This is a genomic window from Syntrophotalea acetylenica (genome assembly GCF_001888165.1).
Classification (GTDB): domain Bacteria; phylum Desulfobacterota; class Desulfuromonadia; order Desulfuromonadales; family Syntrophotaleaceae; genus Syntrophotalea; species Syntrophotalea acetylenica.
Genome location: NZ_CP015455.1, coordinates 2,292,837 through 2,306,016 on the forward strand (window position 1 = coordinate 2,292,837; position 13,180 = coordinate 2,306,016).

At 51.4% G+C, this 13,180-nt stretch carries 11 protein-coding genes; 4 read left to right on the forward strand and 7 right to left on the reverse strand.

Annotated features, from left to right (window positions below; genetic code table 11):
• Position 1 precedes the first annotated feature (1 nt).
• Both A6070_RS10600 and A6070_RS10605 read left to right on the forward strand, forming a co-directional pair.
• Complete coding sequence (locus A6070_RS10600) at positions 2 to 577, forward strand: hypothetical protein (protein WP_072502080.1); 576 nt, start codon at positions 2 to 4, stop codon at positions 575 to 577.
• A gap of 29 nt (positions 578 to 606) precedes the next feature.
• Positions 607 to 1,038 carry a hypothetical protein gene (locus A6070_RS10605; RefSeq protein ID WP_072502081.1) on the forward strand — a complete coding sequence of 144 codons (432 nt, stop codon included), beginning with the start codon at positions 607 to 609 and terminating at the stop codon, positions 1,036 to 1,038.
• Here A6070_RS10605 and A6070_RS10610 read toward each other — a convergent pair.
• The 7 genes from A6070_RS10610 to A6070_RS10645 form a co-directional block, all read right to left on the reverse strand.
• Positions 978 to 2,119, reverse strand: a protein-coding gene (locus A6070_RS10610; RefSeq protein ID WP_145926341.1) for an IS3 family transposase whose coding sequence is annotated in 2 segments (ribosomal slippage) — positions 978 to 1,867 and positions 1,867 to 2,119 — 1,143 coding nt in all. Because the reading frame shifts where the segments join, the coding sequence is not laid out codon by codon here. The two genes, A6070_RS10605 and A6070_RS10610, sit on opposite strands and share 61 nt — an antisense overlap.
• 603 nt (positions 2,120 to 2,722) lie before the next feature.
• Positions 2,723 to 3,778, reverse strand: coding sequence for an HTH domain-containing protein (locus A6070_RS10620; protein WP_072285729.1), 1,056 nt, complete (start codon positions 3,776 to 3,778; stop codon positions 2,723 to 2,725).
• Positions 3,779 to 4,459, reverse strand: a complete 681-nt coding sequence (locus A6070_RS10625) for a M48 family metallopeptidase (protein ID WP_072285730.1) — start codon at positions 4,457 to 4,459, stop codon at positions 3,779 to 3,781.
• Positions 4,460 to 4,461: 2 nt separating this feature from the next.
• Entirely contained in the window at positions 4,462 to 7,599 is a 3,138-nt protein-coding gene (locus A6070_RS10630; RefSeq protein WP_072285731.1) for a type I restriction endonuclease subunit R, read from the reverse strand.
• Positions 7,596 to 8,897 (reverse strand): restriction endonuclease subunit S, encoded by a 1,302-nt coding sequence (locus tag A6070_RS10635; RefSeq protein WP_083558438.1) that lies wholly within the window; start codon positions 8,895 to 8,897, stop codon positions 7,596 to 7,598. The genes A6070_RS10630 and A6070_RS10635 overlap by 4 nt, the downstream gene beginning before the upstream one ends.
• Positions 8,894 to 11,590 (reverse strand): type I restriction-modification system subunit M, encoded by a 2,697-nt coding sequence (locus A6070_RS10640; protein ID WP_072285733.1) that lies wholly within the window; start codon positions 11,588 to 11,590, stop codon positions 8,894 to 8,896. The genes A6070_RS10635 and A6070_RS10640 overlap by 4 nt, the downstream gene beginning before the upstream one ends.
• The gene (locus A6070_RS10645; protein WP_072285734.1) at positions 11,587 to 11,805 is read right to left on the reverse strand and encodes a helix-turn-helix domain-containing protein; all 219 of its coding nucleotides are present in this window, start codon (positions 11,803 to 11,805) and stop codon (positions 11,587 to 11,589) included. The genes A6070_RS10640 and A6070_RS10645 overlap by 4 nt, the downstream gene beginning before the upstream one ends.
• Positions 11,806 to 12,025: 220 nt before the next feature.
• On the opposite strand from A6070_RS10645, the gene A6070_RS10650 reads away from it, so the two are divergent.
• Together A6070_RS10650 and A6070_RS10655 are read left to right on the forward strand one after the other, a co-directional pair.
• Complete coding sequence (locus A6070_RS10650) at positions 12,026 to 12,442, forward strand: lytic transglycosylase domain-containing protein (protein WP_072285735.1); 417 nt, start codon at positions 12,026 to 12,028, stop codon at positions 12,440 to 12,442.
• Positions 12,439 to 13,161 (forward strand): hypothetical protein, encoded by a 723-nt coding sequence (locus A6070_RS10655; RefSeq protein WP_072285736.1) that lies wholly within the window; start codon positions 12,439 to 12,441, stop codon positions 13,159 to 13,161. Before A6070_RS10650 ends, A6070_RS10655 begins: the two co-directional genes overlap by 4 nt.
• Positions 13,162 to 13,180: the final 19 nt, after the last annotated feature.

The following is a 13,180-nucleotide window of genomic DNA, read 5'->3' on the forward strand; positions in this document are numbered from 1 at the left end:
CATGGTCAGCCTCACAAAAAATACGTTGGAGTTCAGTTTCCCGGACGTATCTTCACTCGCTCATTGCTCCATCGAGTTTCAAAGGACGCTTCGCATCCCCGATGATAACAGGAAATACCCTCTCCCACCCGGGCTAGGGGCCTTCCCTCTCCTGCATGTTGAAGACTACGCAAAAACAGCGCCGGCGACCTGGCGGGAACGCGGGGGTGTTTTTTTGCCGATGTACCAGGCGGAAGCTTTGTGGATAAATTTCCAGGGTTATTATCCTTGTGCGGTCAAAATTGCCGCCGGTAAAATCAACGCCATCACTGGCGAGTCCTGGCGGAATGAGCTTTCAGCGAAACCTCAGGATTATGTCGTGATTCCTAAGCAGCCCTGGCTGGACGGATTCAGTGTGGGCAAAGGCTTGATTCGCCAGTTCGTTGCCATGCCCCTCGGGCAAGGGTTTACCGCAGAAGAGCAACTGACCGGAAAGGCGGATATCGGAGGGATTCAAATCAGCGTCTTCCCGATGAAAAAAGAAGTGCATCAAAAGCTATTCCCCCCGTCGAAGATTCCGGCATCAGGTTTTGTTTAAACCAGAGCGTTTGCGAGGAAAGCGCCACTATGGGGCTCGCTCCAGGCGGGTTAATGCATCAGGAAATTTTTGAGGATGAATACGGGATCGAGGTTTGGGATGCGACAGAGATGGCCCGTTGTTTTGTTCATCTCGCCAATAGCGAGCAGTATCTGGACATAACTGGGCATGTTCCGCCCACCGAACCTCCGACAGCGAAACAATACACCAATGCTGGAATGCCTTGGTTCGATTATTACGCAGCCGATCAAAAAGCCCTGCAAGGAGCCAAGGCCTTAGCAGAACTGGACAGCATCGCCGCAAAGGTGGTCAAGTATGGGAAAAAATTTCTTAAGGGGAATGACCCTGTCAATCCAACGCGAATCGTTTCTGATCTGTCAACACTTTTCCGGACACATGATTACGCAGCTTTTTTCATGGCCTCAAAGACCAGCGGAGCTTCGTTCCCGTTGGCGGAGTGACGCCGCTGGCGATTGTAAAACACTTCGATGTACTCGAAGATCGACGCTCTGGCTTCGACGCGGCTTTCGTAGTCGCAATGATGGACCAGTTCAGTTTTCAGAGTATGGAAAAAACTCTCAGCGACAGCATTGTCCCAGCAATCACCCTTTTTGCTCATGCTGGCCAAAATGCCGTGGGTGAGGTGAATTTTCCGATGGCTCTCAGAAGCATATTGACTGCCGCGATCACTGTGAAAAATCAGGCCCCGGGCTGGCTTGCGCTTCCAGATCGCCATTCGCAGGGCATCATTGACCAGCGCGGCGTTGATCCGTGAACCCATGGCCCAGCCGACCACGGCCCGAGAGAAGAGATCTATGACAACGGCCAGGTACAGCCAGCCTTCACGCGTCGGAATATAGGTGATATCGCCGACATAAGCGGTGTCGGGCGTTTCGACGTTAAATTCGCGCTCAAGCAGATTAGGCGCAATGGGCTTGTCATGTTTGGAATTGGTTGTCGGCTTAAATTTGCGCTTGGTTTTGACCGCCAAACCTTCTTCCTGCATGAGCCGGGCGATGCGCCGGCGGCTGATGACCGTACCTTGCTTGTCCAGATCGTCTTTGATTCGCCGGGTGCCATAGGTTTTTCGGCCTTTTTCGAATACCCCTTTGATTTGGGGGCGAAGCGCGTCATCGGCAAGGCTGCGGTTGCTGGGCGCTCGGCTCAAGCTCTCATAGTAGCCGCTTCGGGAAACTTGCAGAACACGACACATGGCCTGGACGCCGAATTCAGTCTGCTGTCTCATCCAGGCGTACTTTACCGACTGTTCTTTGCAAAGTACGCCGCCGCTTTTTTTAGGATGTCACGCTCCTCTTTGAGTTGGGCAATTTCGCGCCGCAAGCGCTTAAGCTCTTCGTAGGGATGCTTGTCCCCCGCGCCTTCTTCGTCCACGGCTTGGGGCTGATGATACTTTGCAACCCAGGTATACAGAGTGTTCGGATTGACCCCCAGCGCTCTGGCCGTCTGGGAAATCGGCTGATCAGATTCGACGGCCAACTTCACGGCGTCTTGCTTAAATTCTGGCGAGTACTTCGATGGCATCGGACACACCTCCATGGTCAGGTATTTTGCCTCATTTTGTGTGTCCGGGATAGTGTAGCCACATCATTCTTTAGGGCAAAAAGGGCGTGTGAGTGATGGCCAGTGGTGATCACTTGGTGGAGGATGGCATGGCACAAGCTAACGTGGCAATCGAGACAACCGAAGAGAAATGGCATGCTTCTCCAGTGATCTCGTATAAAGGGCCGATCGAGAGCGTTCGGAAGTATATTCCAAAATTCGAGCGTCGATCCTTCGGCCCCAGCCTTGCGGCTCCTCTATATCGAGGGGAGCCCACCCTGTTTGAGAATCCGGAGGTGCCGTCCGGGGTCAACCCCTGGTATGACACTATTGTCAGGATGCCATTGGCATCGGAAGGGACCAACGTTTCGGAAATTCCTGTTGGGATCGTTTCTCCCCAGTACACCCTGCTTCAGCACCATACGGTTATTGACGAAGCTTTGAAAGCCGTCGGGGCATTGGGTACCAATTCCTCTCAGGTCACAGCCAGTATAGATTTGACCCACTTTGGCGAACGGATGAGACTTGGTCTTGTTTGGCCGGAAGAATTCAGCCTTACCCTGGATGGCGATGACAGGATGGCCCTTAGCCGAATTTTCCTTCCCCGGTTACCAGAGCGTCCTCATCGATCTCGAACAGATCCGGTGTGGAGCGATGGACGCCGATACCGTGCTCCATCAAAAGCATCACGAGTTGCTCTCCGTTCATCAGGGCGATGGGGGTCTTGTCGGGTTGAACAGCCTCTTTGACGGCTCCCGGGCTGAAATCGCTAGTGGTGATGATCAGGCCTTGCTCGTGCGCTCCGAGGCTGCCGCGCACCTGCTGCACGACCGGAGCCTGGATGTTGTTCTTGAGCTTCCACTTTTTGACTTGGACAGCCATCTTGATGCGGACCACGTCACCCACCACCAGGGTGCCCCGAACATCGATGCCGCCGTCGCCACTAAGTTTGGTCACCTCGACCATCTCGAAACCCATCTCCGCCAGCAACTGCGAGATAAGCTCCTCGAACTCGCCGGGCTTCATCGCCAGCAGACGTTCACGCAGGGCCTTTCGAACTTGGTGGTTGTGTTGCTCGATCTGGAACGCCAGCCCGCGACCCATCCATTGGCTCAGGCCCACATAGCCACGGCCGTGCTGAACGAAGCGGGGCCGCTCACCGCGTTTCTGCTGGCGTTTGATCTCGGTAATCACCTGGGCATACATGGTGGCCTCGGGCGTTTTTCCGCCGGTTACCAGCCAGCCTTTTTGCAGGGCCTTCTCAGTGATTTCCTTGTAGTGCATCGGCTTCTTGCCGCCGAACTCCTCGAGCACCTTCTGAGCGCAATCGGTGAAGGAGAACCCCGCATTTGTAGGATGAGGTTTTGGAGCCTCTTGGACGGTCGCAGGAATCGGCGCAGCGCCGCTCGATATTTTAGTGGAATCCCGAAGCGCGAAGGTCTGAGGGCCAACCTTTACAAAGGTCGATTTGTCACCATTTTTCTTGATGTCCGAATACAGACTGGCGCTCACGGTGGCTTCAGGCGTCTTGCCATCAGAGGTCCAGAGCCCAGCAGCGATGATCTGCTCAGCAATTGCTTTAGCGTGCAGCGGGGTTTTTGCCTTTTTCAGCACCTCAGTGGCGGCAGCCTTCACGGACATTCAGATATCCTCCTCAAGGATCTGGCCATTTTCGAGTAGCCATTGCTTTGCCTTGTCCATTTTCGAGGACTGCGCTCGAACGATATTCCAAAACCGAGGTGTGTGGTTCGCTTCCAATAGGTGAGTCAGTTCGTGGATGATCACGTAATCCACGACATACATCGGTGCCTTAATGAGTCGCCAGTTGAAATTTATGTTGTCCTTGATCGTGCAGGAACCCCAGCGATAGCGATTATCAACGATCTTGGCATTGGTGAATGCCACTCCGAGATCATTGGCAAACTTTTTGGTCCGGGGCAGGATTTTTTCCCTGGCCTTGTCCATGTACCAATTTCGCAGGACCTGCTTGCGCTCAGCAGAAAGCCTCGCCGGGATCAGGAAACGTTGCTCGAAACGAATCTCTTCCGAGTTGTTTTGGACTACTTCGATCTGATATTGACGGCCCAGGTAGAGTGCGGATTCGCCGTTGACCAGCTCTTTGCCCGGCGGATGAGGTAATGCGTATTTTTGCGCATGTTTGGTCTTTTCATAAATCCACTTCCGTTTTGATTCGATGATAGCCTGAATCTTCTCCTCGGAAGTGGATTCCGGCGCATGGACAACCACACTGCGATCCCGTTCGACGGTAATCGTCAGCTTTTTACGGTTAGGCGACCGCTTGATGGTATAGACCAGCTCCATGTTTACTCCGCGTAAAGAATCACATCATTATTCTTTTCTGCTATTTCCATCACCCGGCTGATGATCTGGGAGCGATTTTGAAGCAGGTTCGGCAGCTTTGTATAAGCAGGCTGCAGTAGTGTCGCCTGAATATCGGCCTTGAGCTTATTACGGGCAGGAATGCTCTCCCAGAAACCGGCGAGTTTTAATTCCCTTTCGACAACCAGGAAAACCTGCTGGGTGAGATCGACGAGAGCGGAAATTTCATCCTCATCCAGTTCCTTTTCGCCAAAAACTTCACGTTTGAAACTCCGGAAAAACGGCATCTGCTTCTTACGGTGGAGGCCATAGGTCGGCTCCTTGCTGGCGCTCTTGATGCGCTCTCGCAATTTTTCCAGCTCTTCATAAATTTTTTTCCAATTATCTCGAAAATCCTGGAATATCTGCGCCAGTGCCTCGGCGAAGGATGCCTGTAAATCCGGATCGTCATCCAGTTCAACATCCAGGTGATGGCGAATAGCGTGTTCCACTTCCGCAGCCTTGGTTTTGGTGCGGTTACGCTTGCCGACATTTTTTTCAAAGTCTTCATCAAGAATAGAAATCGGCTCAATTTTCTGATCGATATTCTTCGATTCCAGATACTGGTCGGTAATCGCACGAAGCTTTGGAGGTATGCCTTTCATGCTTAAGCGTTCGTCACGGAAATGCTTTCCGGCCAGAACATTGATTTCCGCAAGAGCATTATAGTCGCTCATAAAATCCAACGCCTGCCGGGCGGGAAAGACCAGATTCATGCATTTCGTGAAGTTCTTGAAGGCCTGCATATAATCAAAACGCAAATCTTCATCATAAAAAACATCAAAGAACGCATCATGGTCCGTGAGGTCCGTCAGACCATGTTTTTGAAGCAGGCCCATAATTTCAGCATAGCTATTTTGGAGGTCGCGGAGCTCTTCTTCCGGGAAGCTCAGCGTATCGATGATTTCTTTTTGTTCCCGCTCGTCATAGGCATCGATGGCTTTCTTCAGGTGATGACCCACACCGACATAGTCAACGACAAAGCCCTTGTCTTTTGTGTCACCGCCAACACGGTTAACCCGGGCGATGGCCTGAAGAAGATTGTGATCGGTAATAACCTTGTCCAGGTACATGACCTGTTCTACTGGCGCGTCAAAGCCGGTAATGAGCATGTTGTTGACGATGAGGATGCCCATGTCGCCGGTCACCCCTTCGTCCTTGCCGCCAAAGCTCAGTTTGAAACTTTTTATGCTGCGCTCATGTTTCGAACTATCGGAATACTCTTTCAAATGCGGTAGATCGTTATGTCCACCGGAAATGATGACATCCGATTGCATCCTCTTAAGCTGTTCAATGTCCAGACCGCCCGGGTTAGCCTTTTGCAGATCCTCTATCTTCGCCTTTAAAGCGGCATCTATATATTTCTTGTACCGAACCGCCGCTTCCCTTGAAGTCGCCACAACCTGAGCTTTGTAGCCATTGGGGAACACATGGGTAAGGTAGTGGTCCACCATGTCCTTCGCCTTGGCTTCTATGGTCGATTCAGCCTCAAGATAGGCGTCTCGCGACCCATAACCGAGTATTTCAAGGCGTTCTTGCAGATTGTAATCGCTGAACATATCCGCAAACGCCTGGTCCATGCCTGCCTGATCGGGCACTTCCGCATTATGGGTGCGGCCTTCGTAAACGATTTCCAGAGTCACCCCATCGTCGATGGCTTGACGCATGGTGTATTTGTCGATGTAGTCGCCAAAGACCCGTTCAGTCTTGTCGATGGGAGTGCCGGTGTAGCCGATTTTCGCGGCGTTTGGGATGCCTTTGTCCAGGTTCGCGCCCAGCATTTTGTATTGTGAACGGTGGGCCTCGTCGGTCATGACCAGGATATTGGGGCTGTCATTGAGTTGCGGGAAGGTTTCGGTCAGGTCCGCCTCGCGGAACTTATGAATCATGGCCATCACCAGATCCGAGGTGTCGGCGCTGAGCAGCTCCTTGAGTTTCCTGATGCTGTTCGCCACCTTGACCGTAAAGCCTATACTGCGACTGGTTTCATTAAGCTGGCCTTCCAGTTGGGTCCGGTCGGTCACAAACACGACCTTCCAGTTGGACAATGCCGCATGCCGATACATCTCACGCACCATGAACATCATGGTGAGCGACTTACCCGACCCCTGGGTGTGCCAGATAATGCCGCTGCGTTCGCGTGGACTTTTCCCCTGGAGCAGGCGCTGAACTGCCAGTTTCACCGCCCTGAACTGCTGGTAACGGCCGACAATCTTGATCGTCTGCCCCTTGTCATTGGTGGAGAACAGGGTGAAGGTGCGAATCAGGTCGAGGAGATTGCCCTTGTCCATCATGCCCGCCACCAGGCGCTGCTGATCGTTGGGACTGCCCGAGCCGTGGTCGAGGTCATTCAATGTGCGTGGGTAGGGATCGGACCAACGGTAAAAATGTTTTTCACTGTGGGTGGTGATCGTCCCGAACTTGGCTTCCTGGCGGCAAGCGGCAATGACGATCTGATTGAAATAGAAAAGCGGCGCACTGCCTTCACCTTTGGCCCCGCGCTGCTCGCTATAACGCAACATCTGGTCGATGGCTTCGGGTATGGCGTCTTTGACCTTGGGGGATTTGCACTCGATCAACACCACTGGCAAGCCGTTAACAAACAGAACGATGTCCGGGATGATATGATGCTCGGTGCCAAGAATGCGGACCTTGAACTGACAAACCGCGATAAACCGGTTGTTCTTCGATGGGTCCTTATCAAAATCGATAAACCGCACCGTCGGGCTTTGCTCTCCCGTCTTGCGGTTTTCGCTGACGCTGGTGTTTTCCAGCAGCAAATGGAGTGCGTATTGATTGTTCTCAATAAGCCCCGTTCCTGGAAAACTTGCCGTCAACTGCTTGGCGACCTCTTCAACCTGGTCATCGTCCAGCCAGGGGTTGATCACCTTGACCTGCTCTCGCAGGACCTTCGGCATGACCACCTCGGTGAAATTGCCACGGAAGGTCTGGGCCGGAGTCTGCTTCTCATCCGTCAGGTCAATAATTTCCCAGCCAAGGCCGGATAGCTGATCGAGCAGCGGCTTTTCAACATGGTTGCGCTCATCGAGCTTGATATGGTTTGCGGTTTTCTTTGTGCTCATGAGTGGACCTCCGTCTTTTCCAATAACGGCGTCACCCGTTTTTTGCCGGTGAGTAGGTCTTGCATCAAGGCGGTTTTGAGGGATCTGAGCTTGTTGACACTACCTTTTATACTTTCAAATCGCGCATCAGCTGATTGAAGCCGGTTATTAATCGCTATTTGCTCTTCAATCGACGGCCAAGGAAAAAGCAAAGCGTTTAGTATCGGGCCATTTACAAGATCTCTTCCACCAGAGTTGGATGTCTTTCTTAGCTGTTCTACAATCTTTGAATTGAAAGCGATATTTCTGTATAAAAACTCAGGGGATGCAAGCTTTTCATTAAGAGATATGCGCATCAAATTGGATGAAATTATCCAGCCCTGACGTTCTGAATCAATTACGAGTGAACGACCAATATCAGCAACCCTTGAAAAAACTATATCGCCCTCCTCGACACTGAACCCTTTCAATCTGTCAGTAGTTTTCTCATCAACAAAAAGCAGTTCGGAATCAATTATTAGCCCTCCACCAAGTGAGCCAATAGTCAAAACAGGAGTCCCATATTCAACCCAGTGCTTTGTGTTCAGATCAGACCCAAAAGGTCCTGTCCTTAAATAAGAACGTGATCGAGAACCATATTTACTAATTGGTGCAATATCCCACTCCACCGGAATTCGCCCCAGGGGGGAATCCTTGAACTCATGGGTTTCTTCGGAGCGAAGATTTCCATGCTCATCAATACCCCGGGTGAGAAGGTCCTGCATCAGACCGGTCTTGATGCGCTGCTGCTTGGCAATCAAGCTTTCCGTCTGCTCAATGGCCTGATCGACCTTGGAAAGGACTTCGGCGATTTTGGATTGTTCGGGTTTTGATTTTGGGAATTGTATCTTTATGAACGGAAGCTGAATGTTAGATAAAGCGATCTGGGTCGATCCCTCGGCATAGCGATCTTTTTGCCTCTCAAAAAAATCTGAACTTAAATACTGTGTTAAATAAACAGTGTCAATTTGTTCAGCTTGAATTCCACAAAAACCTGTTGAAAGAATTGCTTGATCACGCAAATATTGAGATGTGCTCAACACTTTATGCGTTTCACGCATCCTCGCAAACCAAGCAGTATTTGGTTGTGGTTGCAGATTTGCCCGAGATGGACGCGAACGATAAGTTATTTCTTCTTCAATACTGGTTATTTTGTTGCCATCAACTGAACTCGTTGATAAATAATCCTTCGTACCAGTAAATGAAGTTATACCCGTACTTTGTGGTTGAAAATATTCTGTATCGCCGAGGTTAGTCTGTATCCAATTTTCAGTATTCATTTCAAATACCCCAGTTCAGCAAGAAATCCATTCAACTCCTCAAGCGTCTCTTCCCGTTGCTGCTCAAGCTTCTGGCTACTTGTCGCATATTTATTCCAGAGATTTTCAACTCCCTGAATCAGCGCACGCTTTTCCGCGCTCAAGTATCGTTCCAGCTCTCGACCGGCAATGTCGTAAAGTTTCTTCAGAATGAGTCGCTTAGCTTCTTCGACAGTCAGTTGGCCTCCAATTTCCGCCAGCAGAGCATCGGTTCGGGCAATGCGTGCCTGCAAAGCTGCTTTGTCTTTTTGCAGGGCGGTGATTTTTTTCTTATCCGTCTTATTGCTTGCATCAAGTTCGATCATTTGCCTATCAACCTGTCGGATCAGTTCCCGGTTTTCATCCGTGAACCCTTCAGCGCCCAGACGTTTCAATTCGAGTTTCAGTTCCAGCTCGGTAGTTTTCTCTTTCAGTGCGGCCCTGGCGTCCTTGATCTTGTTCTCGATTTTCTTGATGGCGGTATCCAGTTTTTTCAGCTCATCCAGTTCCCGCCTGGCAGAGGCCCCGGGTGTGTCCTTCAAATCATCGATGAGTACCTTCAATGCCTTTTTGATGACGGCGGCAGTGACCTTCTCGTCTTCGTCCGGCTCGTAGGCTGCCGTCTCCTGGGCGGTTTCGACAGCCTCGGCCAGCTCGCTTTGCAGTTCGCTGGTTTTGGTTTCCAAGGATTCAATAGCGTCGGCCTCGGCTTGAAAGAATTCCGCAATCAGATATTCATCGGGGATCAGGGTGTGATGCCAACCGATGGAAACAATGGTTTTCAGATCGTACCGGATCTGTTGCCACCAGTTCACAAACACGCCTGCGCTCTTGAATTCGTCAAGTACGCTAAGGGGTATCATCTTGTCCTTGAGCGTTGTCAGCAGCTCAAGGCGTACATCCGGCATTTTTTTTCCGTTACCATTGCCGTTATTGGCCCGCTCAAGTCGGGCAAAATCGTTCTGCGCCACCTGCCACCAATCCTCAAGGGCTTGCGCGTGAGTGGTAAGAGTCTGGACAACGGCCGAATTGGCTTCGATAAGTTTTTTGATATCCGTCTTTTCCTGAACGGTCTCCTTAAAGGCGAGGTACTTTGGACGTTCCGCTTGAAAGAGGGTTTCAGCAGCCAGGCCAAAACGGGCAAAGTCCTCATGTCGCGCCGTTACTTCATCTTCCGGAATGCCGCCGATGAGATGGGCTTGTACATCTTCGGGCTCCGGTTCCGGGGTGTTGTCGACATAACGGCGAATGTTCAGGTTGTAATCGTGTTTATCGACGATTTCGGAGGTGTCGACCAGACGGCTGTATTTTGGGAGTTCCTGTTTCAGGGTGAAAATGGTGTCGATTTTCTCGATATCTTCCGGGCGCAGCTTGTTTTGGTTCTTACCCTCGGCAAATTCACGGTCTGCGTTGATGAACAACACCTTATTGCGCAGATGATCCGGCTTGTTCTTATTACAGACCAGCACACAGGCGGGGATGCCGGTGCCGTAAAACAGGCCTTGCGGCAGGCTGATGATGGCCTCGATGACGTCATCGTTGATGAAAAGTTCCCGAATAAGCTTTTCCTTGCCGCCACGAAACAGCACGCCATGGGGCATGATGGTGGCCATATGGCCATTGCCCTTGAGGCTGGCCAGCATGTGCTGGACGAACATGAGGTCGGCTTTTTTACCGGTCTCGGGACACCACTCACGAAAACGATGGGTAAATTTAACGCTGGCTCGGTTGTAATTCTGTGAAAAAGGAGGATTGGCCAGCACCCGGTCGAATTTGCGAATCTGGCCATTGTCGAGAATTTGCGGGTCCTCCAGAGTATCTCCGTTTTCGATGGTAAAACGGCTGATGTTATGGAGGATCATATTCATGTTACAGATGGACCAGACTGTGCCATTGGAATCCTGTCCATAAAGAGCCAGGTCGTTGGGGTCCTGACCCTGTTCTTCGACATATTGATGTGCCTGAATCAGAAAACCGCCTGAGCCGACCGTTGGGTCATAAATGGTATTGCCTGCCTGTGGCTTGACGAGCTGCACCAGCAGACGGACGACTTCGGCGGGGGTATAGAATTCGCCACCTTTCTTGCCCGCGCTGTCGGCAAAATATTTAATCAGGTATTCATAGGCTGCCCCGAGAAGATCAGGGAACTCAAAGTTGTCGTTTACCAGGACAAAATTGGGCTGATTGAAATGGTCGAGGAGGTCTTTCCATTTCTGATCGGGAATCTTGGTTTTTCCCTTGATTTCATTGAAATTGATATTGTTCTTGAGCACTCCGGCTAGGGAATCATTCTCGTCCTCAATGGCGGCAATGGCTTTATTGAGCATATTGCCAATGTCGTGCTTTAAATCTTTCAAAGCGGGGACGGTGTTACCGTCCTCATCCACCCATGTTTCGTGCCAGCGGGCACGTTTGGGCACGTAAAAGGTCTCGCCGTAGGATGTTTTATCCTCAAGGAGCTCATCGACCAGGTCGGGCTGATCTTTCAAATGTGCGAAGGTTTCGTGGCGCAGTTGGTGCCGCTTACGATCAAATTCATCAGAGAGCCGCTTCAGGAAAAGCATGCCGAAGATGAATTCCTTGAACTCGGAAGCATCCATTTTACCACGTAGAATATCGGCAGCTTTCAGCAGGAAGGATTCAAGCTGGGATAAAGTTATTTTCTCTTTGTTCATTTTTTATCTCCTGATTCCTGTTTCTTCTCTTCTGCTGCCGCGCCGCCAGCCTTGACCCACTCGTCCACTTCATCTTTCTTGAACTTCCAAAGACGGCCCATGCGATGGGCGGGCATCGCATGCTTGTCGATCCATTTATAAACCGTGTCTCTGCTAACACCGAGGTGCTCGCAGATTGCATGGATCGAAAACCAGCGGTTTTCCGTGTTGGTCATCTTTTAAACTCCAAGCAGGATTAAAAAAACGAAAAAATGCTTTTCATAACACGTGCGAGAACCGAAGGATTTCCTTACCCAAAACCAACCTTAAGATGCAATAATTTTTGGTAAAGGTCAAACGATTTCAGCCGATCTGGGATGATCTTAAAGGAAAAGCACAAAGACTCTTCCCTCTCTCCCGATTTCCAGGGCAACACCCTAACCAAGGCCGTTGCCTATGCAAAAGCTCCTTGCCGTTCTTTTTATATCCCTGCTCCCCCTTTCCTCTCACGCCTTCTGTTTTGAGGAGGCCGGGCAGAGGTACGCCGTCTCGCCACAGCTTCTCTGGGCCATCGCCAAGGCGGAGAGCAGTCTTAACCCCTCCGCTGTCAACCACAACCGCAACGGCACCACGGATGTTGGCCTGATGCAGGTCAACTCACTCTGGGCCGATCAACTCGGGCCGACCTGGGACTATCTCCACGATCCCTGCACAAATGTCATGGCTGGCGCCTGGATTTTGAGCCAGTGCGTTCGGGACTATGGCTACACCTGGCAGGCTGTCGGCTGCTATCACAGCCGAACTCCGAGTCACAGGGATGCCTACGCTGGCCGGATTGCCGCGATTCTGAAAGAAGCAGGGAGCATCCGATGATTCCCCTCGACCTTCTTGAAAAGTACAACCTCCCTGAAAGCCAGGTTACCAGCGCCATCGAAACGGCCATCTCCCGCGTTCTTTCTGCGGCGTTCAGAATGGACATGATGGTGCGAGCCCAAGGCACACTGAAAGTTTATGCACTGCCCTCTCCAGATTCCCCCCTACGTCGAATCGAAACAGCCAGCCTTTCCCGGCAACTGCAGCGCCAGATCCGCTTCCAAATCGAACGCGAACTGGAAAAACGCCAGGCGCTTTATGAACAGGAAACCCTGACGGCTCTGCGCGGAAGGCCTGTAACAGGCGAAATACGCCACATCTCATCGGACGGGGAAGCCACCGTTGCTCTGGAGATGGAAGACCATTTCAGCAGATTGACCCTGACCGGCGTATGCCCTGCCCGCTACATCCCGCCAAGAGAACGGCAAACCCTGGCAGTGGGAGACATAAAAACCTTTCTGGTTACGAGCGTCTTGCCAGTCATGAAAAACGGCCGCGCAAAGGTCCTGATCCGCCTGAGCCGGACTACCAAGATCCTGCCGGAGGCATTGCTGAAAGAACGGACGGGTGAACCGTCCATTTACTGTGTGCGCAGAATTGCCGGGGCCTTCAGCTCAATCGAAACAAAAAGAAAACTCCCCAAGCACGCCATCCAGGAGGTGAGCAACGAACTCAAGGAGAGAATCATTGTTCGGATTGTCGAAGGGGAAAAATCCTGAAACGCTTGTTCACCTGGGC